This window comes from Mesonia ostreae (assembly GCF_031845265.1).
GTDB classification, from domain to species: domain Bacteria; phylum Bacteroidota; class Bacteroidia; order Flavobacteriales; family Flavobacteriaceae; genus Mesonia; species Mesonia ostreae.
Map to the genome: position 1 here is coordinate 277,866 of NZ_JAVRBG010000002.1, position 24,904 is coordinate 302,769.

Below are 24,904 nucleotides of genomic sequence, written 5' to 3' on the forward strand. Positions count from 1 at the left end.
TTTCCGTAAAGGTATAGAAAAAGCCGTCTAATTGAGGAAAAGATCCTGAAACAAGTTCAGGATGACAAATTTCTTTAATTAAACGGCTTTATTAATTTTAGTAAACTTAGTTTACTTCACCAAAGTCAATTCATCAATAAGATGGGTGGCTCCAGCATATTTGTCGATTAAAAATAATACGTATCTAATGTCGACACTAATGGTGCGCTGTAACTCATCATCAAAAATTACATCTCCCGCCATAGCTTCGATGTTTCCGTCAAATGCCAAACCAATCAATTCTCCTTTTCCGTTAAGAACAGGCGAGCCAGAGTTACCCCCAGTAATGTCATTATCGGTTAAAAAGTTGACAGGTAAATAACCGTCTTTATCGGCATACTGACCAAAATCTCTGCTTTCATATAAATCAATTAATTTTTTAGGCATATCAAATTCTTCATCACCAGGCTGATATTTTGCTACAGTTCCTTTGAGGGTTGTGTAATAATTTTCCCTAGCATCATTGCTAGGGTCTTTAGGAAGAGCTACCACTTTACCGTACGTTAAACGCAAGGTGCTGTTCGCATCTGGGTAATATTTTTCATTTGGATTTTGCTCGCGCATTCCTTCAATCATCAATCTAAAAGCTTTTTGATACTTGTCGTCCCATTCTTTCACTTCTTCAGATTTTGCTCTATAGCGAGTCAATAAATCGTTAGAAAGGGCATACATAGGGTCATTGTTAAGCTCCTCGATGTCTGGATTGTTTAAAAATGCTCTAAAAGTTTCTTCAGATTTAAAAATGCTATTTTCTAATACATCATCTACATATTTCTGCCATGCATCTGCGTCATTATCATTATTATCGGCAACTTCTTTTACCATAGGAGCAATATCATTTGCTTTTTTAGCATATAAATGCAATTGAGAAGCCAAAACATCTTTTTCTAAAGGAAGGTACAAACCGTCATATAAATTACTGATTTCTTTTTCCAATTCTGGAAGTATCTCTGCTTGTTTCGCTTCATTTTGCGTAAGGTAATATTCGGTCGTTTTGCCTAAACGATAAGGTACTGTGGCTATTCTAGTACGCAATAAAAGACTCAAATAATTACGGTGTTCACTACTTTCGTTTGTTCTTTCGTAATATTTATTAATCACAGGCATAACCTCTTGATACTTGTCTGTTTTTTGCTTTTTGGCCCACTTTTTAAACTTTTTCTCTGCTTTGCGTTTACTTTTAGCCGTTTTATGCTGCTTTAAGGCATCAATCATACCTTGTCTATTTTTCCAATAATTGGCAATTCCTGCATAGCTAGAAGCATAATCCAGATTTACTTGTGGTTTTTCGTCCATATATTTCTTCATCACATCCATAGATGTTTTTGAAGCTTCTACCCAAGCAGGGTAAGCATATTCTACGTTTTGCTCAATTCCGCCAGCAGGCATCCAACGGTTAGTTCTTCCAGGGTAACCCAAAATCATAGCAAAATCATTTTCTTCAAAACCTCTAATGCTCGTTGGTAAGTGGTATTTAGGATTTAAAGGCACATTATCTTCAGAATATTCTGCTGGATTTCCATCCTCATCGGCATATACTCTAAATAAGGCAAAATCTCCCGTATGGCGTGGCCACTCCCAGTTATCTGTATCACCACCAAATTTTCCAATATCTTTAGGAGGCGTTCCAACCAAGCGCACATCATTATAATCTTGATATACAAAATAGTAAAACTCGTTACCGCTATAAAAAGACTTTACGGAAACGGTATATTTTCCATCTTCGCTGTTTTCTTCCTGTATTTTAGCCATTTCTTTATTTAGAGCAGCTTCACGTTCATCTTCGCTCATTTGGTCGTTTACCTGCGCTAACATACGTTTGGAAACATCGTCCATACGTACAAAAAACCGAACTGAAAGGTTATCTGGTTTTAGTTCTTCTTTATGATTTTTGGCCCAAAACCCGTTATTGAGGTAATCGTTTTCTTCTGTAGAAAGTTCGGCTATATTTCCGTAGCCACAATGGTGATTGGTAAGCACCAATCCTTTGTCTGAAATAATTTCTGCCGTACAGCCGCCACCAAATTGTACAATGGCATCTTTTAAGCTGTGGTTGTTGATGCTGTAGATTTCTTCGGGCGTTAATTGAAGCCCCATTTTTTGCATATCTACGTAGTTGAGACGCTCTATATGCATTAAAAACCACATTCCTTCATTAGCCTTTACAGGTAGAATGAATGTAGCCAAGAGTAAACAAAAAAATAATTTTTTCATGGAATAAATAGATGTTAATTAATTAAAATAAATATAATTTCTGAAGTTTTTTTACGCAATAAAGATACTTCTTTCCGCTAAGTAATACCAAATTAGTTTTGAAATGTCGTAAGTAAAGCGAAGTTGCTTTTTTGTTATAAGACGCTGCAATTTGTTTGCATAGCCTTAGCTATGGAAACTATGAGCAACCCGTCCGACCGGAACGGGCGGGGAAAATATAACGAAAAACGAACGAGATTTAATACGATATTACATTGCTATTTTGGTATAAGACTGCGGGGAGCTGAAAAAGTTTAATCAATGAGATGAAATATTGATTTTTTTGATTTGAAAGAAGTCCGAAGAAAAAAGAAACAGGTTAATATTTCTTCAGAATATAAAAAGTAAAGCAAGCTAAATTTCTTTTGAAAAGAGAAGGTAAATAATTTAAGTATAGAGGTGTTAATCGTCTAAAAAGAGATTAAATTTAGACTAATTGACTAATACCATTTTAGCCTTATAATGTCGCATTCGAACTCGTTCATTTTTCAGCAGAATTAAAATACTTTGATGCTATTTATAATTCTTGTTTCTTTAGGCGAATGTTTTTATTTGCAAAAAATAAAAAAATGAATATTTATGAATATTTAATTGATTCTAACATTTTTTTTCCGTATGCGACTAAAAAACAAAAAACACAATTGGGCATTGTATATGGGACTAGTTTTAAAACTAGTTCCTTTTTTTTCATTAATCATTTTTTTCTTTATTTTTTCAGATACGGTTGAAAAATATATTAATTTAGAAACGAATGACTTTTCTTTTTTGGGGTCAAAAGAAAAGTTCATAATATCACTCTTTTGGTCTGCATTGATTGCACCCATCTATGAAGAGGTCATATTTGATGGAGCATTTTTAAAGAATAAGATTTTTAAATGGATTAGTTACCTGGGCTTATTAGGTTTTACACTTTATTTTAATAGAAGTGTTTACAGTTTACTTTTGTTAATATTATTTTATGTTATTGCATATTTTAATAAAAAATCAGGAGATGATAGATATAAAACATATATAATTTTGACAAATGCAATGCTTTTTTCTGCAGTTCATATCAATTTTTTTGATTTTAATACACTTACACCAATTTCTTTAGCTTCTAGATTTGGAGGGCACCTATTGGCTTTATGGCTAGTTGTAAACTATAAATTAATCTATGCTATATTCTTACACATTTTTTGGAATACATCTTTAATCTTGATTGGTTTATTTGCTGATAACCCATTAAGTGAAGTAAAAGAAATAGAGTCGATATACTATCAAAATAATTATATTCATATAAAATATAATGAATCTCCAAACTTTCAATCTGAAAATGTCAATTTCACAAAAGAAAGTAATTGGTCTCTCCAATCAACAAAAGTAGAGACTTTGCTTAAAATGAGATTCGTGAATTCAGATTCAATCTTAAATTTATATTACACTAATAATAAAAGATATGACTTTGATATTCAATTTAGGAGAAATTCAGACGATAAGGGTCAGGTTCTCCATTTTTTAATTGAGGATTCATTATTGATTAAAAAGTAGATGAATTATATTCATGAAATTTTTTCTCCATTTTTAATGCAATAGTAAATAATCAATTTTGAAATTCTTATTTTTGAATACAAAAAAAAAACTATGAGCGAACAAGCATACGTTAAGAAACATATAGAAGATAATATTGCTACGGTAGAATTTTTTCATCCAGCGCATAATTCTTTACCAGGAAATATTTTGGCACAATTAGCCGATACAATTACAGAAATGGGACAAAATGATGAGGTCTTAGTGATTGTATTAAAATCTGGCGGTGATCGTACTTTTTGTGCGGGTGCTAGTTTTGAAGAATTGATTTCTATTGCCGATGAAAAAACGGGCGAGAAATTTTTTAGTGGTTTTGCTAACGTGATTAACGCTATGCGAAAGTGTCCTAAATTTATTATTGGTCGGGTTCAAGGGAAAACTGTTGGGGGCGGAGTAGGACTCGCTTCTGCAGTGGATTATTGTATGGCGACTAAGTTTGCGTCTATTAAATTGAGTGAATTAAATTTAGGTATTGGGCCTTTTGTTGTTGGTCCCGCTGTTCAACGAAAAATAGGAGCGAGCGGAATGTCGCAAATTGCTATTGATGCCAATTCTTTTTACTCACCAGAATGGGCCAAGCAAAAAGGCTTGTACGCCAACGTTTATGATTCTACAGAAGAATTGGACGAAGCTGTTGCCGATTTAGCAAAAAATTTATGCGGTTACAATCCAGAAGCGGTAAAAGAGATGAAACATATGTTTTGGCGAGGCACCGAAGATTGGGACCAGCTACTTAATGAGCGCGCTAAAATAAGCGGCCGCTTAGTGCTCTCTGATTTTACGAAGAAGAAATTAAAGAGGTTTGAATAGAATATTGATGAGAGGTGAGAGGGGAGACGTGAGAAAAAATTAAAGAGGTTTGAATAATAGAGGGTAGTGGGTAGTTTGTAGAGGGTAGCAATATGAAAAGTAATTATCATTTTAAATTTGAAGAATTAAAAGTTTATCAAAAAGCTATTGAATTTGGTGAAATGGTTCATTTTCAAATATCCACTTTTCCAAAAATTGAAGATTACCGATTGTAGGCACAATTTGCAAGAGCTGCGGACTCGATAGCATTTAATATTGCTGAAGGTTCTGGAAGTTCTGATGCAAGTTTCTTGAATTATTTAAGAATCGCAAGAGATAGTTCACGTGAATGTGTTGCTGCAACAACCAAAGCTTTATTAAGAAATTATATTACTTATGAAGAAAGTGAAAAAAATCGAGGCTTATTGATTGAAATTAATAAAATGCTTGCAGCCTTAATGAAACATTTAAAAAATAAATAATAACGTACTACCCTCTACTCACTAAAAACTACCAACTATCATGATTTACAAATTCAAAAATCACATTCCCGTAATTCATGAAAGCAGTTTTGTGCATCCGCTAGCGGCGGTTACGGGAAATGTGATCATCGGGAAAGACTGTTATATAGGTCCGGGTGCTGCGATACGTGGCGACTGGGGCGAAATTGTATTGGAAGATGGTGTAAATGTGCAAGAAAACTGCACAGTGCATATGTTTCCGGGTAAGAATATCAGGCTAAAAAAAGGAGCGCACGTGGGGCACGGAGCCATTATTCACGGCGCCAATTTGGGCGAAAATTGCCTAATTGGGATGAATTCTGTCATTATGGACGATGCCGAGATTGGTGACGAATGCATTGTAGGTGCAATGGCTTTTGTTAAAGCCGAAACCAAAATAGAAAAACGCAGTCTGGTAGTAGGCAATCCAGCCAAAGTAATAAAAAAAGTTTCAGATGAAATGATAGCTTGGAAAACCGCTGGAACAAAATTATACCAACGCCTACCGGCCGATTGTCATGAAAGTCTGGAAGAAGTAGCGCCGCTAAGAGAAATTCCTGAAAACCGACCCAAACAAGAAAATTTTTACCGGACCTTGCAAGAGATGAAAAAGGAAGATTAAAAAAGTTTCTTTTGCAAATGCTCGTATTTGTGTCCACCTAAATTTTTGTTATTAACGACTTTAAAATCGAGTCGCTCATACAAACGTTTTGCTTTGGGGTTTTCTGTATCTACTAATAAGCCGAGATGAGAATGCTTTCTTTCACGAGCAAGATTTTCGGCATACTCTATAAGCTCACTTCCAATTTTTTTTCCGCGAAAGCGTGGATCTACACTTAGCGCATCCAAATAAAATTCTCCAGCTTCCGTTTCTGGAGTTAATTGATCTTTAAAATCTTGATTTTCTTGTAAGTAGACTTGTAATTTTTGCTGAAGCTTTACATGTTTATCTGAATCATAAGCAATAAGAGCTCCAACGCATTCAGACTCTGAAAAAGCAACTAGGCTGTGAGCATAACTGTACAAACTCTCTTCTAGCAAAAACTGATCTTGTAAAAATGCTAATGCTTTAGTTTTGTTCTCTTCCCCCAAGTAAAAATAAATTAAATCTTCCATAGCGGGCAGGATCAATTCCGCGAAAGCTAATGCATGCTGTTTTTGAGCTGATATAATTTCTAAATGCATAAATTAGTGCGCTTTTACCAGAAGTAGGAAGAAGCAAGATAATATCTTTGTGGAAATCTCCAATATCCTTAACCACTTATTATGTTTAAAAAGATTATCAGTAACCTACTTTTTAAAGTATTTGTCGCCATCTTTCTCGGAATTGTTTTTGGCTTGTATTTGCCAGAATCCGTAAACCGTGTTTTCAATACCTTCAATCATTTTTTTGGCGAATTCTTAGGCTTTGCGATTCCCTTAATTATCCTCGGATTAATTATGCCGGCCATTGGCGATTTAGGAAAAGGTGCGGGGAAATTGTTGGTCATTACCGCGGCAATCGCCTATGGCTCTACTTTATTTTCTGGTTTCTCTACCTATTTTATAGCTTCGGGAATCTTTCCTTCTTTTATAGATCCGCAGGCAGCCACGACTGTAGAAGAAAGTGCGCGCGAATTATCACCTTATTTTTCTATTAGTATTCCTCCGGTTTTAGATGTGATGTCTGCTTTGGTGTTGGCATTTTTAATTGGCTTGGGACTGGCGCCCTTAGGAGAAAGTACGTTGAAAAATGTGACTTCAGATTTTCAAAAGATTATCATGATGCTCATAGAAAAAGTAATTATCCCATTGTTACCGCTATATATTCTAAGTATTTTTTCGGCTATAGCGTTTAAAGGTCAGGTCGCATCAGTATTGGGTGTTTTTGTAAAAATCATCGGAGTTATTTTTGTGATGCATATTTTACTGATGCTCATTCAGTATATAATAGCAGGAGCGATTACCAAGAAGAATCCTATTAAAGCCTTACTGAATATGGCTCCGGCTTACTTTACTGCTTTGGGAACGCAGTCTTCTGCAGCCACTATTCCTCTTACTTTGAAGCAAGCAGAGATAAACGGAGTTTCTCCCAAAGTGGCTAATTTTGTAATTCCGTTGGGCGCTACCATACATTTGGCAGGAAGTACGATGAAAATTGTAGCCTGTGCGGTCGCGTTGATGCTCATGCAAGGAATGGATTTTAACTTCGGAATGTTTGCTGGTTTTGTCATGATGTTAGGTATTGCCATGGTAGCTGCGCCGGGTGTTCCTGGAGGTGCAATTATGGCGGCTGTAGGGATTTTACAATCGATGTTAGGTTTTGATGCGGAAGCACAAGCTTTGATGATTGCTCTTTATATTGCGATGGATAGCTTTGGTACAGCAGCCAATATCACTGGGGATGGCGCAATAGCCTTAATTGTAGATAAGATTGTGAAGAAAGGTGATTTTTAGTGTACACTGTTATTTAATATTTAATAGAGAATAACCTGTGTCACTTCGAGTGTTTTTCAGATAGCGATAGCGAAAAGAAATCCCGAAGTCTCGGGAGTATCGAGAAGTCTTCGGTTTTAGAAAATATCACATTTAAGGTTAGCCCAAAGACCTCGTTTTTATGTAACGGACACGGATTCTAAGTGTCTTATGTTTTGAATATTCTGGTTCTCGACTCCGCTCGAACTGACATTCGTTTGATCTTACAATAAACCTATATGAAGGTTTAAAACCAAAAAACCGATGCTGTTGTGGCACCGGTTTTTTGGTTGAAGTTTATCAAAGCTTACTTACGCTTCTTAGATCTTCTTTTCTTCTTCATAGCATCTTTACTTTGCTTCGGGTGAACCAATTTCATCTCCTCAATTAAATGGCTTGCTCCAGCATATTTATCTATAATAAATAAGATGTAACGCGCATCAACCATAATATTTCTAGAAATAACAGGGTCATAATAAATATCACTCATCGTTCCTTCCCACACACGGTCAAAGTTTAATCCAATTAAGTTTCCGTGAGCGTCAATTACGGGGCTACCCGAGTTTCCTCCTGTAGTGTGATTGGTTCCTATAAAGTTTACCGGCATTTTACCGTTTTCGTCATACTTACCATAATCTTTTTGTTCGTATAAATCGATTAATTTCTGTGGAAGATCAAACTCATAATCACCTTCTACATATTTCTCCATCACTCCCTCTAAGTACGTTACCGGCTCATAATAAACCGCATCTTTAGGGCTGTAACCTTTTACTTGTCCGTAAGTAACACGTAAGGTTCCGTTAGCATTCGGGAAGATACGTGCGTCTTTAGGACTTAATTCTACAATAGCTGTCATGTATTCTTTTTGCAAGGCATCTATTTCCATACGCTTGCTTCGGTAAGTAGGTAAAGCATCGCTGTAGAATTTTTGAGCTTGTTTTTTTACAAATGCGTATCCAGGATCCTCGTTTAAACGCTTTATCACTTCTTCAGCATCTCCATCCATCAGTTTTTCAACAGAAGCATAATCGGTTAAAGCAGATTTTCCATAAATTTCCTGAGTTAATTGTGCTTTATTTTTTTGCTGAAGACCATCCGTTAGGAATTGCTTTGGCAAATTATCGGCATAAAATTCGATTACTTTTTCAAAAACCTTTTCATCTACTTTAGCGCTATAATCCTTGTAAGAAGATTTATAATCTTCCAGTAAATTTGCTTTTCTATCGGTAAAAGATTGTTCTCCACGAGATTCTAAAACCTGCTCCAGTTGATACAATTGGAAACCGTTTCTTAGTAATTCTACATTACGTATAAAAGCTTCAGAGAAGAGGTTGTATGCTAGGTCATAATCTTTAAATTCGGCGTAAGCGGTATCAAAATCACTTAAAATACTACCATATTGTTTCTCTAAATCTTTGGCTTTAATGCGCTGCATCAATTCTTTTTCTTGTGCTTTTTTAATGTCTACCGCATCGGTTTTGATTAAACCTTGGCTTTCCCCAATCCATTTTTTATAGTAATTAGCGATTCTAGAATATTTAGAAGCGTACTGAATTTTAATTTGCTGGTCTTTACGCATAAACACATCTTGCTCTTTTAAAGCCACTTCGCGTATACCAATTCTTGCAGGGTTAATGGTCTCTACCAATTGCTCTACGGCAACGGCTGGTAAATATTCATCTGTAGTGCCTGGGAAACCAAAAACTAAGGTGAAATCATCTTCGGCAACTCCGTCTAAACTTACCGGTAAATAATGCTTTGGCGTATAAGGCACGTTCTCTTCGCTATATTCCGCTGGACGGTTATTTTTATCGGCATAAATTCTGAATAATGAAAAATCGCCAGTATGTCTTGGCCACATCCAATTGTCGGTATCCGAACCATATTTCCCCACAGAAGAAGGCGGAGCACCTACTAAACGAATATCTTTATAGGTCTCTACCTTGAACAACATAAATTGGTTTCCGTCATAAAAAGTACTCACCCGGTTGGTTTGCCATTTTTCTTTTGGCGACTTTTCAACCACATTTTGCTTGTTTCTATCTATCATTTGCTGACGCTCTTCCTCAGAAGAAGCATTTTTAGTTCCTTCTAAAACTTTTTCGGTCACATCGGTAATTTCTACGATAAAAGTTACCGTCATTCCAGGATTAGCCAATTCTTCGTTAAGGTTCATGGCCCAAAATCCGTCGGCTAAATAATCGTTTTCTACCGTAGAATGCGATTGAATTTGTCCGTAACCACAATGGTGGTTTGTAAGTAACAAACCTTTTGGTGAGATCACTTCAGAAGTGCACCCACCGTTAAAATGAGGTACCGCATCTTTTAAACTGCTTTGGTTAACGCTATAAATGTCTGCAGCGCTCATTTTCATACCCAAATTTTGCATTTCGGTTTCATTCATTCCTTCAAGAAGCGAAGGAATCCACATTCCGCCTTGTTGCGCAAACATGGGAAAAGCGAGTAAGAAGATAAATAATCGAATAAGTTTCATCATTACATTAAATATTAAGTTCAATTGTGGCCAAATGCCTTTAGAGGCTGCAAAATACTAAAATTTAAGCTGATTTCATTTCGAAAATGTGGCTTGTTTCAATTTTAGTCATTTCTCACAAAGCCTTAAGACATCTTGGCTACAAAACCTAAGAAAATAGATTTGTTGCTTAAAAGTTGAAAATCAACTTATGTGCTAATTTTTGAAATTTATCCCTTTACTTTATCAATTCTAGAAATCTGATTGTGAATTAAATTTTTAAGCGTTAATATCCTTAGGAGCATATAAGTACTTGCAATTTTGGAAAGCAGTTTCCCGCTTTCCATTACAATTCCTCATTTCGCTACCGCTACATTCCGGGATTTTCATTTCAATCGGGGCTAGGGAGCTGAGTCAGGTTTTTTTTTGCTTGGATTGAAAAGTGCGTGAAAACCCTTCCGAAATTATTGCGTAATGCCATACTTCGTCTCCGCTCACTACAGGCCTTCCCTCATTTATGGGAAGGAGCTATTATGAGGTGAATTTGAGAGTTTGGTTAATTTGTTAGAATTGAAGGATAGTTTAATTTGTAAAAAGTGGAGTTTTAAGGAGAAAATGGACTTAAAATGTTATTTTTGTTTTCATACGAATGATAACGATTACATAAAATTATTTATGTCAACAATAGAATTTAAATTGCCCAAAATGGGCGAAAGTATTACCGAAGGAACCATTATTAACTGGTTGGTCAAAGAAGGAGATGCAGTAGAGAAAGACCAGATTATTTTGGAAGTGGCGACAGACAAAGTAGATTCTGAAGTGGCTTCTCCCGTAAACGGAACTATTGCCAGTATTAACGCCCAAGTCGATGAGGTAGTGCAAGTGGGAGCGGTAATTGCTCATATTGAAGCTTCAGAGGATCAATCTGTTAAAGAGAAAAACGCTTCCGCGGAAGCGAAAAAAGTATCAGCAGAATCTTCTAAACCGAAAGCGGCGAAGAAGAAACCAGTTTCAACTTCAGTTTCAAGCTCAGGTTCAACAGCAAGCATCCCTCCTTCGGGGAGAATGAGATGGGAATCAAACACTTACATTTCGCCGCTTATCCAGAATATTGCGATAGATTATCACATCAGTTATGAAGAGTTAGCGCGAATTCCCGCAACGGGACACGACGGACGCTTGCGGAAAAGTGATGTTTTTAAGTATGTGGAAGAGGGAAGACCTGCGCAATTTGTACAGCCTGCACCAGAAGCAAGCGGATTTCAGGTACCCGATTTAAAACTAGACAAAGGAAAAGGCGAAATTGTGAAAATGGACCGTATGCGTCAAATGATTGCCGATCATATGGTGTATTCTAAACATACTTCGCCACACGTTACCGCTTATGTAGAAGCCGATTTAACCGAAATGGTGAATTGGCGTAATGCCAATAAAAAAGCTTTTCAGGAAAAATATGGCGAGCGCCTCACCTTTACGCCACTTTTTGTAGAAGCGGTAGCCAAGGCGGTGAAAGACTTCCCAATGATTAATGTGAGCGTGGACGGTGAGAATATCATCAAGAAAGAAAACATCAATATAGGAATGGCAACGGCTTTACCTAGCGGAAATTTAATTGTTCCCGTAGTAAAAAATGCCGATACTAAAGATTTAAAAACAATTGCTGCAGAAGTAAATGCTCTAGCAGAAAAAGCAAGAAACAATAAATTAAAACACGAAGAAACCAGCGGGAGTACGTTTACTATTTCTAATGTAGGGACTTTTGGAAGTCTGATGGGAACCCCAATTATCAATCAGCCGGAAGTGGCGATATTAGCAACCGGAATCATCAAAAAACGAGCAGAGGTGATAGAATATGAAGATGGCGATAAGATTGAAATTAGAAGTATGATGTATCTTTCGTTATCCTTTGATCACCGAGTAGTAGATGGTTTCCTTGGCGGAAGTTTTTTAAGAAAAGTAGCCGACTATTTTGAGGATTTTAATGAAGAACGAACGATTTGAGAAATGACGTTTTGAAACACGACTATTTTGGGATTGGTCTTTAGGAAAGATTTTTTTTGTAAGTAGAAAATTTTTAAAATAGTTGTTTTTAACTCCCTTCCCTCGGGGAAGGGTTGGGGATGGGATGAGTACTTATTGGAATACGACTTCTGGATACAAGACTTTTAGATACACGACTAAAATAAAATTTGATGAGAAGACATAATTTTAAAGAGCTGCAAATTTGGAAGAAAGCGATGGATTTGATAGATGAAAATTACCTTTTCAGGTCTACATTACCAGATTATGAAAGATATGGATTAAGAACTCAGATGAATCGTTGTTCTGTTTCTATTGCGTCCAATATTTCTGAAGGTTCTAGTAAACGAACCGATAAACATTTTATAAAATATTTAGAAGATAGCTTAGGTTCATCTTATGAGTGGGAAACTCAATTGACCGTTTGTTATCGTCAAAACTTTCTTCCAGGAGATGTTTTTTTGAATTTAGAAAATAAAATACAAAAATTACAAAGTAAAATCTCGAATTTTATCGATAAACTTGATTTCAATAATTGAAATAGTCTTGATTCACAATGTCATGATTCGTGATTCCAAAATATATAATTATGAGCAAAAAAATAGATAAAAAAACACTAAAAAAAGCCTTCTCTAACCTGTGTAATGCGAAAGCCTTAACAGATTTATACGAAGAGAATTTTAAAACGGTATCTAAATATGTACACGCCACTTCCCGTGGTCACGAAGTGATTCAGATGGCGGTGGGAATGCAACTTTTACCGCAAGATTACGTGTTCCCGTATTACCGGGACGACTCTATTTTGCTTTCCATTGGGGTGGAGCCAAAAGATTTAATGTTGCAGGTGCTTGCTAAGAAAGACGATCCTTTTTCTGGTGGGCGAACCTATTATTCGCATCCTAGCTTAAAAGATGCCGATAAACCTAAGATTCCGCATCAAAGTTCGGCTACGGGAATGCAGACAATTCCTGCTACAGGTGTGGCTCTAGGATTTCATTATCGTGAGGGTGGAGAATTGTTTTCTGAGGATGAAAAATATGCGTTTTATAAAGAAATGGGGCAGGATGAAGCTTTGGTAAATGGCGAAAAACCAGTAGTGGTTTGTTCTTTAGGAGACGCTAGCGTTACCGAAGGAGAGATTGCTGAAGCTTTTCAAATGGCGGTGCTTAAAAAGTTGCCTATTTTATATGTGGTGCAAGATAACGGTTGGGATATTTCTGCCAATGAGGCCGAAACTCGTGCGCAAAATGCAGCAGAATATGCCAAAGGATTTAAAGGACTTGAAGCTATTTCTATAGACGGAACCAATTTTGAAGAAAGTTATACTACGGTTCAAAATGCCATAGAAACCATTCGAAAAGAACGCCGACCTATGCTTATTCACGCAAAAGTACCTTTGCTGAATCACCATACTTCTGGGGTGAGAATGGAATTTTATCGCGATGATTTGGAGGAAGCTAGAAGCCGAGATCCGTATCCAAAAATGAAAGACTATTTGTCTAAAAATAACTTTACGGAAGATGAGCTAGAAGCGATTGAAGCTTTGGCACGTATAAAAGTAAAAGAAGATTACCAAGAAGCATTAGCTGCCGAAGACCCAAAACCAGAAGATTTATTCACTCATGATTTTGCACCAACGCCTATTACCGAAGAAAAAGGAGAGCGTTCTCCCGAAGGCGCCGAAAAAGTAGTGATGGTAGATTGCGCTTTATTTGCGATTGAAGAATTGATGAAAAAGCACAAAGAATGTCTATTGTACGGTCAAGATGTGGGTGGTAGATTAGGCGGTGTTTTTAGAGAAGCTGCAACCTTGGCACAAAAATTTGGCGATAACCGTGTTTTTAACACGCCTATTATGGAAGCTTTTATTGTCGGTTCTACCGTGGGTATGTCTGCCGTGGGATTAAAACCCATTGTTGAGGTTCAATTTGCCGATTATATCTGGCCAGGACTTAATCAGTTATTTACTGAGGTAAGCAGAAGTTGTTATCTTTCTAATGGCAAATGGCCAGTTTCTATGGTGTTACGAGTTCCAATTGGTGCTTATGGTAGTGGCGGACCTTATCATTCCTCATCGGTAGAAAGTGTGATTACCAATATTCGCGGACTTAAAATCGCCTACCCCAGCAATGGAGCCGATTTAAAAGGTTTGATGAAAGCCGCTTATTACGACCCAAATCCAGTGGTCATTTTTGAGCACAAAGGTTTGTATTGGAGTAAAGTGCCGGGAACTAAAGGCGCGACTTCAGTAGAGCCGAGCGAAGATTACGTATTGCCGTTTGGAAAAGCTTGGGTGTTACAAGAAATCTGGAAGCAAGAAGAAAAAGAAACCATTAGTATCATTACTTACGGGATGGGTGTACATTGGGCGATGAACGCTTCCGCAGAATTAAATATGCAAGATCAAATTGAGGTGGTCGATTTAAGAACCTTGTATCCGTTAGATGAAGAAACGATTATGAAATCGGTTAAGAAATGCGGAAAATGCTTGGTAGTCACCGAAGAACCATCAGACAATACCTTTGCTAGAGCTTTATCGGGTAAAATTCAGGAAGAATGCTTTAAATATTTAGATGCTCCCGTGATGACGATAGGTTCAGAGAATATGCCTGCGATTCCTTTAAACTCAACATTAGAAGAAACGATGATTCCTTCTACAGAAAAAGTAAAAAAGAAGATTGAGGAGTTGTTGGATTATTAATATTCCAATTGATACTTTTATAAAAAACCAATCTGTTGAGACAGATTGGTTTTTGTTTTTAAGGTGATAGTAGTAATTTAAAAAATTATAAATAAATTCATCCTACACTTTCAAATTTCAAACCTTAAATTGCGTTAGAGAACTGATTCTTACGTAAGCTTCCCAAAAAAACGTCAATCTTGTTAAAGCTGCGATAAAGCACAAGATTTGTTCGGTATTCGATTTATTTCGGGTATCTTGAAAAATTCAGATAAAAATTAAAGATTTCATGTATGGATAAGGATTTTTGGGTTGAAGTTAAAGATACCTTTCTAGAATTTTTAATGTATTTAGGACCCCGAGCGGTATATGCTTTGGTAGCTTTAATTATAGGTGTTTTTGCGATAAAGATTGCTATGAAAATCTTATGGCGGGTATTAAAAAAATCTAAAGTAGAGTTATCCTTGCAAAGTTTTGCAGGGAGTCTCTCCATTTTTCTTTTATGGGGTTTGTTAATTTTTCTAATAGGCTCTATTTTAGGAATTAAAGCCTCTTCTTTCTTAGCTATTTTTGGTGCGGCAGGTATTGCCGTAGGTTTAGCCTTACAAGGCAGTTTGGCTAATTTTGCGGGCGGAGTTTTAATTCTCTTGTTTAAACCTTTTAGAGTGGGAGACCTTATTAAAGTAAATAATGTGTTGGGGTTTGTAATTAAAATAGACATTTTGTACACTCGGGTGAAAACTTATGATGGTCTTATCGTTACTATGCCTAATGGGAATGTTTCTAACAGCGATGTAGATAATAGAACCATGGAGCCTTACCGAAGAATTGGTCTAAATTTTAAGTTTAATTATGATGTAGATATAGATTTTGTACTTCAATTGATTATTGATACTATGAAGAAACATCCTAGAATCACTCACGATCCAGAGCCAGATGCTTGGTTAGACAGCATTGGTGAATATGAACTTAAGGTGATTGCACGTTCTTGGGTTCCTTCTGAAGAATATTATCCGGTCTATTGGGAACAATTATTAGCAGTAAAAAAAGCCTTGGATGCTGAGGGAATTGAAATGCCTATTCCTAAACGCACCATCCATCAACCAGAAATGAAGGAAGCGATGAAAAACTTTTCAGTTCAAAATAAGACGGAGGTAGCAGAACATGATTCGCGTAAGTAAATGGTTCGTCCCCAGAGGATATCGAGGTATTACCTTATTTCCTTTTATTTTTTTAGCTAAAGCGGATTTGTTTCAAGACGCTACATTAATTAGACATGAGAAGATTCATTTGAGGCAACAAGCAGAATTATTGATTATTCCGTTCTATGCATGGTATGGAGTCGAGTTTTTAGTTAGATATATTCAGTATAAAAACAAAGGTGTAGCCTATAGAAACATCTCTTTTGAACGGGAAGCTTTTGCACAAGAATATTCTTGCGATTACCTTAAAAATAGAAGCTTTTTCGCTTGGATAAAATACTTGTAAGATTATATTTTGACACTTTCTTACGGACGTTAATTACTTAACAATTTGATACGGGTAAGTTTCATAAATAGCATTGTCTTCATTAATGGTATTGCCAGCATCTTTATTCTCTATGGCTTTCTCTAAAACTGCACCAATTTCTTCCTCACTATACTCTTCTACTTGCATCATAGATAAAGCTTTATAAAACATAGGTTCACAAAATTTAGGATAGACTTCTAAAGATTTATCAAATTGAGCGATAGCCTCTTCCCATTTTTGTTGTTCAAATAAAGAGATTCCGTAATAAAATAAATCCAAATGATGATAGCCGTCGTCACCCCATTTTTTCACCTCTTTCTCAATATCTTGTTTAAAAATGCGCTCGGCTTTCTCAAATTCGTTCAGTTGCAAATAGGAGAGCGCAATGTGAAAATTGTAAGTGTGATCCATCACGAACGAATTGCCCTCTAGCTCCTTAATTCTCTCGAAATCTTTAATAGCTTCTCTATAAGTTTTGGCAAAGATGCATTTTATAAATCCGCGGTACGCGAGCCAGCCTTTTTTATCATATTTTACAGCTTTGTCTAAGAAAATCATTCCCGCTTCATATTTGCGTGCCTTAAAAAGAGGCATTGCTTTTTGTTGCCATAAATAGGCAATAGTAGAATCTTTTTCTAAGCCTTTGTCCAAACATTCTTGCCATTTATACATTTCATATCGGTAATTATGACGTTGCGCACAATCTTTTAGATACTCTTGAATAATTTTTTCCTGACTTTCCTTATCGGAATGATTTTCAGAAACTACTTTGTTTTGAACAGCAAGATGCTCATCGCAAGATACTAGTAAGAGTAAGCCCATTAAGAGGCATAAACTTTTGAAGCAATTTGTACTAAATGTGAACAATAGGGGGTTGTGCATAAAATTTTTCTTAAAAAAAATATAATTTGGAAAGGATTAAGTTAATCTACGTTAAGCTGGTAATAAGAATGTGTTAATTGCCAGTATCAAATAGGCAATATAGATTAAATTAGATAAAAATTAAAAAACCCAAAAACTTAAAACTATGGAATTTAAAAAAGAAATTGCTTCGAACTTAAACCAATTATTAGAAAAAACATACGATGCAGAGAAGGGTTATAAAGAAGCCGCTTCTAATGTGAAAAATGCTAAGATGAAATCATTTTTGGAAGAACAAGCCCAGCAACGTTATGATTTTGGACATGAAATTAAGCAGGAAATTAAAGCTTTTGATGGAAAACCAGACAAGGGAGGTAGTGTTGCAGGAACTTTGCATAGAACTTGGATGGATGTAAAAACCGCTTTCTCTGGAGACGAAAATGAAACTGTAATGGAAGAAGTGCGGCGCGGAGAAAAAGCAGCTATTGAAGATTATGATGAAATTCTAGCAGAAAAAGATTTAGCGCCAAGTACCAAAACTATGTTACAAGGACAGCGTCAAAAAATAGCACAAGCACAACAGAGTGCTCAAAATTGGGAGATAATTTCCTAAAAATTTAAATTCAATTATTTAGTTAAGGTCGAGTGTAAACTCGGCCTTTTTTTTGTAATTTTTGTTTAGCATACATAAAGTTACTCATGTTTTTTAAAATTATGTTTGTAGCTTTTACTCTCTTAAAAAAACTAATTCGCCTTCAACATCGTTTGCTAAATCTTTTAATGTGGTTGTGGCTAGTGTTTTTTTAATGTCTTTTCGTGCGGCTTTCATATAATTATGCATGGCACACGGTTTTGCATCACTACACATTTGGAAGCCCAAAATACATCCATTGTATATTTTATCACCGTCAATTGCAATCACAATTTCTTTTAAGAGAATGCTTTCTATACGCTTCTTAGAAATGGTAAACCCCCCTTTAGAACCACGTTTGCTAATAATGATATTGTTTTTCACTAATTTCTGTAAAATTTTAGCCATAAAAGCTTCTGGACTATTGGTGGCCTCAGCAATTTCTTTTAGCCGCGTTTGTTTATTTTGTAATGCCGTGTGAGCAATGAATACGGAGGCTTTTATGGCGTGAGAACAAGCTTTGGAAAACATATATTTTAGTTTACTTTGGGCTAAAATAATATACTTTTTACAAATCGGATAAAAAAATCCTAATTAGTGACTTTAATCATATTTTGTGTACCTTTATAGTAATATCTTTGTCATGTTTTATAAACCAAAAATCAAGTAGTATGAGAAATTATTTTAAAATGAGTGTTTTGTTGCTTTCCTTTTCGGGAATCCTTATCAGTTGTGGGGGTGAGAAGAAGGAAGACAAGAAAAAAGAGAAAATTACATTAAATCAAAATAAATCTGAAAAAAAATCAGATAAAAAGAAAGATAAAGTTCCTGCTTCAGAGCGTGTAGCTCTAGACAATAAAGGGGTAGGGCCTATCACTAATTTGGAGTTGGCAGATAATATAGATCAAGATATGGCCAACAAAGGAAAAGGAGTATATGATAAAATGTGTACAGCTTGTCACAAAGCTACCAAGCGTTTTATTGGACCAGCTCCTGCCGGAATTTTAGAGAGAAGAAGCCCAGAGTGGGTAATGAATATGATTTTAGCGCCAGAAAAAATGGTGCGTGAAGATCCTTTAGCTAAAGACTTGCTAATTGAGTTTAACGGTTCTCCAATGGCTAACCAAGGACTCACAGAAGAGGAAGCAAGACAAGTGTTAGAGTATTTTAGAACATTATAGTAGAAACCTATTAATTATAACATGATGAAGATATTAAATTTAGGTCTTGGATTAATGATGGCAGCTTCTCTTTTTAGCTGTAATAATGGATCCGATAAAAATAAAAACAGTGGTAATGGTGCTTTGAGCAGCAATGCTGCAGAGCAGGTGTATGTGGCTCCTGGTGAGCACGATGATTATTACGCTTTTATCTCTGGTGGTTACAGTGGTAACTTATTGGTATACGGGCTTCCTTCAGGGAGAATGTTTAAAGAGATTCCGGTTTTCAGTCAGTTTCCAACTTCAGGTTATGGGTATTCAGAAGAAACCAAGCCTATGTTAAATACTTCTCACGGTTTTATTCCTTGGGGAGATGCACACCACCCTGATATTTCTCAAACAGATGGAGTAATAGATGGGCGTTGGGTATTTATTAATGAAAATAACACTCCGCGTATTGCTCGTATAGATTTAGAAACTTTTGAAACCGTTGAAGTGATAGAAGTGCCAAATAGTGCAGGTAACCATAGTTCTTCTTTTGTTACAGAAAATACAGAATATGTAGTGGCAGGAACTCGTTTTTCGGTTCCCATACCACAACAAGATATAAGTATTAAAGAGTACAAAGGAAAGTTTAAGGGGACTTTATCTTTTATAAAAGTAGATGAAGATTCTGGAAATATGGAGATCAAGTTTCAATTGATGATGCCAGGATTTAACTATGATTTATCACACCCAGGAAGAGGACAATCTCATGGTTGGTTCTTCTTTACCACTTATAATACGGAAGAAGCGAACTCCTTATTGGAAGTAAATGCTTCTCAAAACGATAAAGATTTTATCGCAGCGGTAAACTGGAAGAAAATTGAAGAATATGTGAATAATGGTGGAGGTGAAATGATGCCAGCAGAATATGCGCACAACCTGTATGACCATAATACCCATACAGCAACTTCTACAATGAAGAAAGAAGTGCTTATGGTAAACCCTACAGAGGTTCCTGGAGCTGTATACTTTATGCCAACTCCAAAATCACCTCACGGGGTTGATGTTTCTCCAGATGGACAATACATTATTGGTAATGGTAAATTATCTGCTAACCTTACCGTTCACTCGTTTCCAAAAATGCTAGAAGCAATTAAGAATGAGAAATTTGACGGCGAAGCTTATGGGATTCCAATTTTAGATTTTGAAGAAATCTTAGCAGGCGTTGTAGAGCAGGCAGGTTTAGGACCATTGCATAGTGAGTTTGATGATAAAGGAAATGCGTATACGACCTTCTTTATTTCTTCTGAAGTAGTAAAATGGAAATTAGATACTTGGGAAGTAGTAGATAGAAAACCAACTTATTACTCGCCTGGTCACTTAACGATTCCTGGAGGAAACTCACGTGATCCAGATGGTAAATACATGTTTGTGATGAACAAGATTACCAAAGATCGTTATTTGCCCGTAGGTCCAGAGCTGGAGCATTCAGCACAATTGTATGATATTTCTGGTGATAAAATGGAGTTGATTTCAGACTTTCCAACCCATGGGGAGCCTCACTACGCTGCTGCAATTAAGGCAGATAAAGTGGCACCAAAGTCTAAAAAATTCTATAAACTAGCAGAAAACACGCATCCTTATGCTGCAAAAAATGAAGGTGAAACTAAGGTAGTTCGCGATGGTAATATAGTTCACGTGTATATGACGACTATTCGTAGCCACTTCTCACCAGATAATATAGAAGGAATCAAAGTGGGAGATAAAGTATATTTCCACATTACTAACTTAGAGCAAGATTTTGATGTACCTCACGGGTTCGCAATGATAGGACAGAATAACTCAGAATTGCTAATTATGCCAGGACAAACAAAAACAAGTGTTTGGGAGCCTACTAAAGTAGGAGTTTGGCCATTCTATTGTACAGATTTCTGTTCTGCACTTCACCAAGAGATGCAAGGATACATTCGCGTTTCTCCAAAAGATTCTGATATAGAATTAGATTGGTCTCTAGGGGACGATGCCGAAGAATAAGAATTGTTATTTGATTGATTGATTTTTTCAAACGGCGGGGATTGTCCTATCTCGACAGTCCCCGCTTTTTTAGTACCAGTTTATTGGTCACATTTTAATGGCTAATAGATAAAATTTCCAAAAACACTTTATTATGAAAGCAGCTAGCGCTATAATGATTATTGGTTCTGCTCTATTGCTAAGTTTATTTATTTATCCGCTTTGGACGGTAGAATTAGAAGCTCCACAATATCCAGATGGGTTAGGAATGCATATTCACCTTGACGGTCTTGTAGGATTTACCGAATATGATTTGCAAAATATAGATGGATTAAACCATTATATTGGAATGCAGAAATTACCCTTACCAGAAAATATGTGGGAATTTAGAACATTCCCCGCAGTTGTTGGATTTATGGCAGGTTTAGGAATATTTATAGGATTCTTAGGTTTGTTTAATGTAGTTTCCTACAAATGGTTTTTAGGTTGGTTAATTTTAATGTCTATACTAGGAGTCTTAGGAATGTATGACTTCAATTCTTGGTTAATAGATTATGGAACCAATCTAGATCCTAAAGCTATTATTAAAGTTACCGATAAAGAGGGCAATCCATTTAGTTATAAACCACCTTTATTAGGATCAAGAGATATCCTTAACTTTACAGCCAATTCATATCCTGCATTAGGAGGTATTTTATTAACTGTAGGAATGTTTTTAACTTTTGTAGCGTACTTGATTGGATTAAAAACAGCAAAAAAATGAAAAATTTAAGTGCTTTAGTTGTCTTAATACTCACTTTAGTAAGTTGCAGTATGGAAAAGCAACCTATTGCTTATGGAGAAGACAGTTGCGATTTTTGTAAAATGACCATCGTAGATCAAATTCACGGTGCCGAGCTTATTACAGATAAAGGGAAAGTGTATAAATTTGATGCCTTAGAATGTATGCTCAATTTTGAAGCCGATATGGATAAAGAAAAAGTTGGGCAATTCTATACAAACCACTTTCTAAACCCTGGCGAACTGATTAGGGCAGAGGAAGCAAGTTTTTTAATTACTGAAAACATCCCTAGCCCAATGGGTGAATTCATTACCGCATTTCCTTCACAAAAAGAGGCAGAAAAAGTACAAGCCGAAAAAGACGGAGAGATTTACAATTGGGAAGCACTCATAAAACAGCAAAATCACTAAAAACTTAAGCGCCTAAAAGCATTTTTTAATATGATCTTCCGGCTATCTACTTTATTTTTTCTATTCTTTTTTTTCCTTTACGGATTTAATTCCGCGGAAGCGCAAATTATAGTTTGTGATTCATGTGAAATTTCTAGTATAAAAGCAGCTGTAGAAGCCGCTACACCAAAAGATACGATTTTAATAAAAGCAGGAACTTATAAGGAAAATTCTATTATTATTGATAAACCATTGACACTACTAGGTGAAAATTTGCCTACTCTAGATGGAGAAAATAAAGGCGATATTATTCAAATTTTTGCTGATGATGTCACTGTAGACGGACTTAAATTAATTAATGTAGGCTCTAGTTATACAGAGGATTTTGCGGCAATTAGAGTAAGTAGAGCAAAAAATTTTGTGATTCAGAATTTAGAATTGCGTAAAATTTTCTTCGGAATTTATTTAGAAAAATCTAGAGAAGGTATTGTACGTAACAATAAGATTATGGGCGATGCTGTTTCTGAACATAATTCGGGAAATGGAATACAATTGTGGTATTCTAAAAAAATAGAGATTACCAATAATTCCATTCAAAAAGTGCGCGATGGCATTTATCTAGAATTTGCCGATGACTGTAAGATTACAAAAAATTTAAGTAAAGATAATTTACGCTACGGATTGCATTTTATGTTTTCTAACGATGACGTGTACAACGATAATATTTTTGAAAATAATGGTGCCGGAGTTGCCGTGATGTTTTCAAAACGAATTCATATGAAACGGAATAAATTTCAGTACAATTGGGGAACAGCAGCTTACGGATTACTACTGAAAGAAATAAATGATGCCGAAATCGCTAATAATACTTTTGAAGAAAATACCACCGGAATCAATGTAGAAGGTTCTAACCGAATCAACTATACAGGAAATACGTTTAAAAATAATGGCTGGGCGGTAAAGGTGAAAGGGGCTTGTTATAACAATGTTTTTATCAATAATAACTTCCTTTACAATTCATTTGATGTAAGCTACAACGCTCGTTTAAACGACAATAAATTTTATCAAAATTTTTGGAGTGAGTATACTGGCTATGATTTAGATGAGGATGGCTTTGGTGATGTCCCTTATCGACCTGTGAAACTTTTTAGTTATATCGTGAATAGAACGCCAGAAACCATAATTCTTATGCGTAGTCTTTTTGTAGATATTATAGATTTTTCTGAGAAAGTTTCTCCGGTTTTTACACCAGATAATTTATTAGATGAAGCCCCATTAATGAAAAAGTACTCATGGTAAAATTAGAGAATATACATAAAAAGTTTGGCAAGAATGAAGTTCTAAAGGGAGTAGATTTAGAAATTCCTAAGAACGGAATCTTTGCTATTCTAGGCCCAAATGGTTCGGGGAAAACTACTTTAATTAAATCCATATTAGGAATGGTGGTTCCAGATAAGGGAAAGATTTATATAGATGGTAAACAAACTCACTCCAGTGGTCTTTATCGAAAAAACATTGATTATTTGCCTCAAATAGCTAATTTCCCGAGCAATCTAGGAGTGAAAGAGCTTATTCAAATGATTCAAGATTTAAGAGGAGGTAGTGCCAACTCAGATCATCTAATTGAATTATTTCAGTTAGAACCTTTTTTAGATAAAAAATTGAGCAACCTTTCAGGAGGAACAAAACAGAAAGTAAATCTAGTACTTACATTTATGTTTGACAGTCAGTTGGTGATTTTAGACGAACCTACTACTGGTTTAGATCCTATCGCTTTATTGCATTTAAAAGAATTGATTCAGCAAGAAAAAGAGAAAGGAAAAACCGTTTTGGTAACCTCTCACATTATGAGTTTTGTAGAAGAAGTTTCAGATGAAATTGTTTTTATTTTAGAGGGAAAAATTTACTTCAAAGGAAATATAACGCAGTTGAGAGAAAAAACGGGAGAACAAGATTTTGAACGTGCTATTGCTCACCTTTTAAAGAAAAGCCATGCTTAAAATATTAAAATATAGTTTTTTTGATTTAATACGAAGTAGATGGAGCTACGTTTATCTTCTATTTTATCTGCTGTTGGGTTTTGTATTGTTGTTTTTAAATGAAGACTTATCTAAAGCAGTGATTACATTAATGAATGTAATTATCATTTTAGTGCCGCTTATCGGGACTATTTTCGGAGTTATGTATTATTACGACTCCAAAGAATTTACAGAATTATTATTGGCGCAGCCAGTAAAACGATCATCCATATTTATTGGGCAATACCTAGGCGTTTCTTTATCATTAGTAATGAGTTTGGTTTTAGGTCTAGGTTTGCCTTTTGTTTTTTATGGGTTGTTTGAGTCTGCTGCCATTTGGGATTTTAGTTTATTACTGGTGACTGGCTCTATGCTTACCTTTATATTTACTGCCTTAGCGTTTAATATCGCTTTGTACAATGAGAATAAAATTAAAGGCTTTAGCTATGCCATTCTTATGTGGTTGTTTTTAGCAGTAATCTATGATGGTTTATTTTTAATGTCTCTTATTGTATTTGAAACCTATCCTTTAGATAAATTTACGCTGATTGCAACGGTTTTCAATCCTATAGATTTATCCCGGATTTTAATTTTACTTAAACTAGATATCGCTGCTTTGTTGGGATATACCGGAGCTATTTTTCAAAAGTTTTTTGGTACCAATATGGGCTTGTTCTTAGCTTTGGGATCTTTAATGATTTGGATACTTCTTCCCGTATTAAATATTTATAGAAAAGCTAAAAAGAAAGATTTTTAAATTAGAGAACGCTTGTAACTAGGCAGA

The 24,904-nt window shown here is 35.7% G+C and carries 22 protein-coding genes and 1 pseudogene; 18 read left to right on the forward strand and 5 right to left on the reverse strand.

The annotated features are described in order from the left end of the window. Nucleotides 1-111 precede the first annotated feature (111 nt). On the reverse strand, nucleotides 112-2,253 hold the full coding sequence (locus tag RLT85_RS03300) for a S46 family peptidase (RefSeq protein WP_311400621.1): 2,142 nt from the start codon (nucleotides 2,251-2,253) through the stop codon (nucleotides 112-114). A 654-nt stretch (nucleotides 2,254-2,907) separates the two neighbouring features. On the opposite strand from RLT85_RS03300, the gene RLT85_RS03305 reads away from it, so the two are divergent. The 4 genes and pseudogenes from RLT85_RS03305 (at nucleotide 2,908) to RLT85_RS03320 (ending at nucleotide 5,769) form a co-directional block, all read left to right on the forward strand. Further along, nucleotides 2,908-3,819, forward strand: a complete 912-nt coding sequence (locus RLT85_RS03305) for a CPBP family glutamic-type intramembrane protease (RefSeq protein WP_311400622.1) — start codon at nucleotides 2,908-2,910, stop codon at nucleotides 3,817-3,819. A 93-nt stretch (nucleotides 3,820-3,912) separates the two neighbouring features. Then, a complete protein-coding gene (locus tag RLT85_RS03310) occupies nucleotides 3,913-4,668 on the forward strand; it encodes an enoyl-CoA hydratase/isomerase family protein (RefSeq protein WP_311400623.1) in 756 nt (251 codons plus the stop codon). A 230-nt stretch (nucleotides 4,669-4,898) separates the two neighbouring features. After that, nucleotides 4,899-5,129: pseudogene (locus RLT85_RS03315) on the forward strand (four helix bundle protein); the annotation flags it as partial. Nucleotides 5,130-5,169: 40 nt separating this feature from the next. Beyond that, complete coding sequence (locus tag RLT85_RS03320) at nucleotides 5,170-5,769, forward strand: acyltransferase (RefSeq protein WP_311400624.1); 600 nt, start codon at nucleotides 5,170-5,172, stop codon at nucleotides 5,767-5,769. Here the strand turns inward: RLT85_RS03320 and RLT85_RS03325 are convergent. Continuing rightward, complete coding sequence (locus tag RLT85_RS03325) at nucleotides 5,766-6,332, reverse strand: GNAT family N-acetyltransferase (protein ID WP_311400625.1); 567 nt, start codon at nucleotides 6,330-6,332, stop codon at nucleotides 5,766-5,768. The two genes, RLT85_RS03320 and RLT85_RS03325, sit on opposite strands and share 4 nt — an antisense overlap. Nucleotides 6,333-6,413: 81 nt before the next feature. Here RLT85_RS03325 and RLT85_RS03330 point away from each other — a divergent pair, with 81 nt between their 5' ends. Next, nucleotides 6,414-7,583: a dicarboxylate/amino acid:cation symporter gene (locus RLT85_RS03330; RefSeq protein WP_311400626.1), complete on the forward strand. Its 1,170-nt coding sequence runs from the start codon at nucleotides 6,414-6,416 to the stop codon at nucleotides 7,581-7,583. 325 nt (nucleotides 7,584-7,908) lie between these two features. Here RLT85_RS03330 and RLT85_RS03335 read toward each other — a convergent pair whose 3' ends face one another. Next, the gene (locus RLT85_RS03335) at nucleotides 7,909-10,095 is read right to left on the reverse strand and encodes a S46 family peptidase (protein ID WP_311400671.1); all 2,187 of its coding nucleotides are present in this window, start codon (nucleotides 10,093-10,095) and stop codon (nucleotides 7,909-7,911) included. Nucleotides 10,096-10,749: 654 nt separating this feature from the next. Here RLT85_RS03335 and RLT85_RS03340 point away from each other — a divergent pair. The 5 genes from RLT85_RS03340 (at nucleotide 10,750) to RLT85_RS03360 (ending at nucleotide 16,261) form a co-directional block, all read left to right on the forward strand. Continuing rightward, nucleotides 10,750-12,075 carry a dihydrolipoamide acetyltransferase family protein gene (locus RLT85_RS03340; protein WP_311400627.1) on the forward strand — a complete coding sequence of 442 codons (1,326 nt, stop codon included), beginning with the start codon at nucleotides 10,750-10,752 and terminating at the stop codon, nucleotides 12,073-12,075. A 191-nt stretch (nucleotides 12,076-12,266) separates the two neighbouring features. Continuing rightward, nucleotides 12,267-12,632: a four helix bundle protein gene (locus RLT85_RS03345; RefSeq protein ID WP_311400628.1), complete on the forward strand. Its 366-nt coding sequence runs from the start codon at nucleotides 12,267-12,269 to the stop codon at nucleotides 12,630-12,632. A 50-nt stretch (nucleotides 12,633-12,682) separates the two neighbouring features. Further along, entirely contained in the window at nucleotides 12,683-14,794 is a 2,112-nt protein-coding gene (locus tag RLT85_RS03350) for an alpha-ketoacid dehydrogenase subunit alpha/beta (protein ID WP_311400629.1), read from the forward strand. A 272-nt stretch (nucleotides 14,795-15,066) separates the two neighbouring features. Continuing rightward, nucleotides 15,067-15,954 (forward strand): mechanosensitive ion channel family protein, encoded by an 888-nt coding sequence (locus tag RLT85_RS03355; RefSeq protein ID WP_311400630.1) that lies wholly within the window; start codon nucleotides 15,067-15,069, stop codon nucleotides 15,952-15,954. 67 nt (nucleotides 15,955-16,021) lie between these two features. Further along, a complete protein-coding gene (locus RLT85_RS03360; RefSeq protein ID WP_311400631.1) occupies nucleotides 16,022-16,261 on the forward strand; it encodes a hypothetical protein in 240 nt (79 codons plus the stop codon). A 33-nt stretch (nucleotides 16,262-16,294) separates the two neighbouring features. Here RLT85_RS03360 and RLT85_RS03365 read toward each other — a convergent pair whose 3' ends face one another. After that, the gene (locus tag RLT85_RS03365) at nucleotides 16,295-17,104 is read right to left on the reverse strand and encodes a tetratricopeptide repeat protein (protein WP_311400632.1); all 810 of its coding nucleotides are present in this window, start codon (nucleotides 17,102-17,104) and stop codon (nucleotides 16,295-16,297) included. Between the two features lie 205 nt (nucleotides 17,105-17,309). Between RLT85_RS03365 and RLT85_RS03370 the strand changes: the two genes are divergently transcribed. Continuing rightward, complete coding sequence (locus tag RLT85_RS03370) at nucleotides 17,310-17,756, forward strand: ferritin-like domain-containing protein (RefSeq protein ID WP_311400633.1); 447 nt, start codon at nucleotides 17,310-17,312, stop codon at nucleotides 17,754-17,756. 114 nt (nucleotides 17,757-17,870) lie between these two features. Here the strand turns inward: RLT85_RS03370 and RLT85_RS03375 are convergent, their stop codons facing one another. Continuing rightward, the gene (locus tag RLT85_RS03375) at nucleotides 17,871-18,305 is read right to left on the reverse strand and encodes an RrF2 family transcriptional regulator (RefSeq protein WP_311400634.1); all 435 of its coding nucleotides are present in this window, start codon (nucleotides 18,303-18,305) and stop codon (nucleotides 17,871-17,873) included. 140 nt (nucleotides 18,306-18,445) lie between these two features. Between RLT85_RS03375 and RLT85_RS03380 the strand changes: the two genes are divergently transcribed. The 7 genes from RLT85_RS03380 to RLT85_RS03410 all read left to right on the forward strand — a co-directional run bounded on the left by RLT85_RS03380 (nucleotide 18,446) and on the right by RLT85_RS03410 (nucleotide 24,877). Beyond that, nucleotides 18,446-18,955, forward strand: coding sequence for a c-type cytochrome (locus tag RLT85_RS03380; protein ID WP_311400635.1), 510 nt, complete (start codon nucleotides 18,446-18,448; stop codon nucleotides 18,953-18,955). Nucleotides 18,956-18,976: 21 nt separating this feature from the next. Continuing rightward, the gene (gene nosZ, locus RLT85_RS03385; protein WP_311400636.1) at nucleotides 18,977-20,953 is read left to right on the forward strand and encodes a Sec-dependent nitrous-oxide reductase; all 1,977 of its coding nucleotides are present in this window, start codon (nucleotides 18,977-18,979) and stop codon (nucleotides 20,951-20,953) included. Between the two features lie 133 nt (nucleotides 20,954-21,086). Beyond that, the gene (locus RLT85_RS03390) at nucleotides 21,087-21,695 is read left to right on the forward strand and encodes a hypothetical protein (protein WP_311400637.1); all 609 of its coding nucleotides are present in this window, start codon (nucleotides 21,087-21,089) and stop codon (nucleotides 21,693-21,695) included. Next, complete coding sequence (locus tag RLT85_RS03395) at nucleotides 21,692-22,123, forward strand: nitrous oxide reductase accessory protein NosL (protein ID WP_311400638.1); 432 nt, start codon at nucleotides 21,692-21,694, stop codon at nucleotides 22,121-22,123. The genes RLT85_RS03390 and RLT85_RS03395 overlap by 4 nt, the downstream gene beginning before the upstream one ends. 30 nt (nucleotides 22,124-22,153) lie before the next feature. Next, nucleotides 22,154-23,401 (forward strand): nitrous oxide reductase family maturation protein NosD, encoded by a 1,248-nt coding sequence (locus RLT85_RS03400; protein WP_311400639.1) that lies wholly within the window; start codon nucleotides 22,154-22,156, stop codon nucleotides 23,399-23,401. Further along, nucleotides 23,395-24,102: an ABC transporter ATP-binding protein gene (locus RLT85_RS03405; protein ID WP_311400640.1), complete on the forward strand. Its 708-nt coding sequence runs from the start codon at nucleotides 23,395-23,397 to the stop codon at nucleotides 24,100-24,102. The genes RLT85_RS03400 and RLT85_RS03405 overlap by 7 nt, the downstream gene beginning before the upstream one ends. Further along, nucleotides 24,095-24,877 carry an ABC transporter permease gene (locus tag RLT85_RS03410; RefSeq protein WP_311400641.1) on the forward strand — a complete coding sequence of 261 codons (783 nt, stop codon included), beginning with the start codon at nucleotides 24,095-24,097 and terminating at the stop codon, nucleotides 24,875-24,877. The genes RLT85_RS03405 and RLT85_RS03410 overlap by 8 nt, the downstream gene beginning before the upstream one ends. The last annotated feature ends 27 nt before the right edge of the window (nucleotides 24,878-24,904 follow it).

Excerpts from the sequence above, each read along its gene's own strand:
- RLT85_RS03370 (WP_311400633.1), top strand. The coding sequence starts at position 17,310 with ATGGAATTTAAAAAAGAAATTGCTTCGAACTTAAACCAATTATTAGAA.
- RLT85_RS03345 (WP_311400628.1), top strand. The coding sequence starts at position 12,267 with ATGAGAAGACATAATTTTAAAGAGCTGCAAATTTGGAAGAAAGCGATG.
- RLT85_RS03410 (WP_311400641.1), top strand. The coding sequence starts at position 24,095 with ATGCTTAAAATATTAAAATATAGTTTTTTTGATTTAATACGAAGTAGA.
- RLT85_RS03400 (WP_311400639.1), top strand. The coding sequence starts at position 22,154 with ATGATCTTCCGGCTATCTACTTTATTTTTTCTATTCTTTTTTTTCCTT.
- RLT85_RS03300 (WP_311400621.1), bottom strand. The coding sequence starts at position 2,253 with ATGAAAAAATTATTTTTTTGTTTACTCTTGGCTACATTCATTCTACCT.
- RLT85_RS03405 (WP_311400640.1), top strand. The coding sequence starts at position 23,395 with ATGGTAAAATTAGAGAATATACATAAAAAGTTTGGCAAGAATGAAGTT.
- RLT85_RS03365 (WP_311400632.1), bottom strand. The coding sequence starts at position 17,104 with ATGGGCTTACTCTTACTAGTATCTTGCGATGAGCATCTTGCTGTTCAA.
- RLT85_RS03325 (WP_311400625.1), bottom strand. The coding sequence starts at position 6,332 with ATGCATTTAGAAATTATATCAGCTCAAAAACAGCATGCATTAGCTTTC.
- RLT85_RS03355 (WP_311400630.1), top strand. The coding sequence starts at position 15,067 with ATGGATAAGGATTTTTGGGTTGAAGTTAAAGATACCTTTCTAGAATTT.
- RLT85_RS03340 (WP_311400627.1), top strand. The coding sequence starts at position 10,750 with ATGTCAACAATAGAATTTAAATTGCCCAAAATGGGCGAAAGTATTACC.
- RLT85_RS03350 (WP_311400629.1), top strand. The coding sequence starts at position 12,683 with ATGAGCAAAAAAATAGATAAAAAAACACTAAAAAAAGCCTTCTCTAAC.
- RLT85_RS03380 (WP_311400635.1), top strand. The coding sequence starts at position 18,446 with ATGAGAAATTATTTTAAAATGAGTGTTTTGTTGCTTTCCTTTTCGGGA.
- RLT85_RS03375 (WP_311400634.1), bottom strand. The coding sequence starts at position 18,305 with ATGTTTTCCAAAGCTTGTTCTCACGCCATAAAAGCCTCCGTATTCATT.
- RLT85_RS03330 (WP_311400626.1), top strand. The coding sequence starts at position 6,414 with ATGTTTAAAAAGATTATCAGTAACCTACTTTTTAAAGTATTTGTCGCC.
- RLT85_RS03320 (WP_311400624.1), top strand. The coding sequence starts at position 5,170 with ATGATTTACAAATTCAAAAATCACATTCCCGTAATTCATGAAAGCAGT.
- RLT85_RS03335 (WP_311400671.1), bottom strand. The coding sequence starts at position 10,095 with ATGAAACTTATTCGATTATTTATCTTCTTACTCGCTTTTCCCATGTTT.
- RLT85_RS03390 (WP_311400637.1), top strand. The coding sequence starts at position 21,087 with ATGAAAGCAGCTAGCGCTATAATGATTATTGGTTCTGCTCTATTGCTA.
- RLT85_RS03395 (WP_311400638.1), top strand. The coding sequence starts at position 21,692 with ATGAAAAATTTAAGTGCTTTAGTTGTCTTAATACTCACTTTAGTAAGT.
- RLT85_RS03305 (WP_311400622.1), top strand. The coding sequence starts at position 2,908 with ATGCGACTAAAAAACAAAAAACACAATTGGGCATTGTATATGGGACTA.
- RLT85_RS03310 (WP_311400623.1), top strand. The coding sequence starts at position 3,913 with ATGAGCGAACAAGCATACGTTAAGAAACATATAGAAGATAATATTGCT.
- nosZ (WP_311400636.1), top strand. The coding sequence starts at position 18,977 with ATGATGAAGATATTAAATTTAGGTCTTGGATTAATGATGGCAGCTTCT.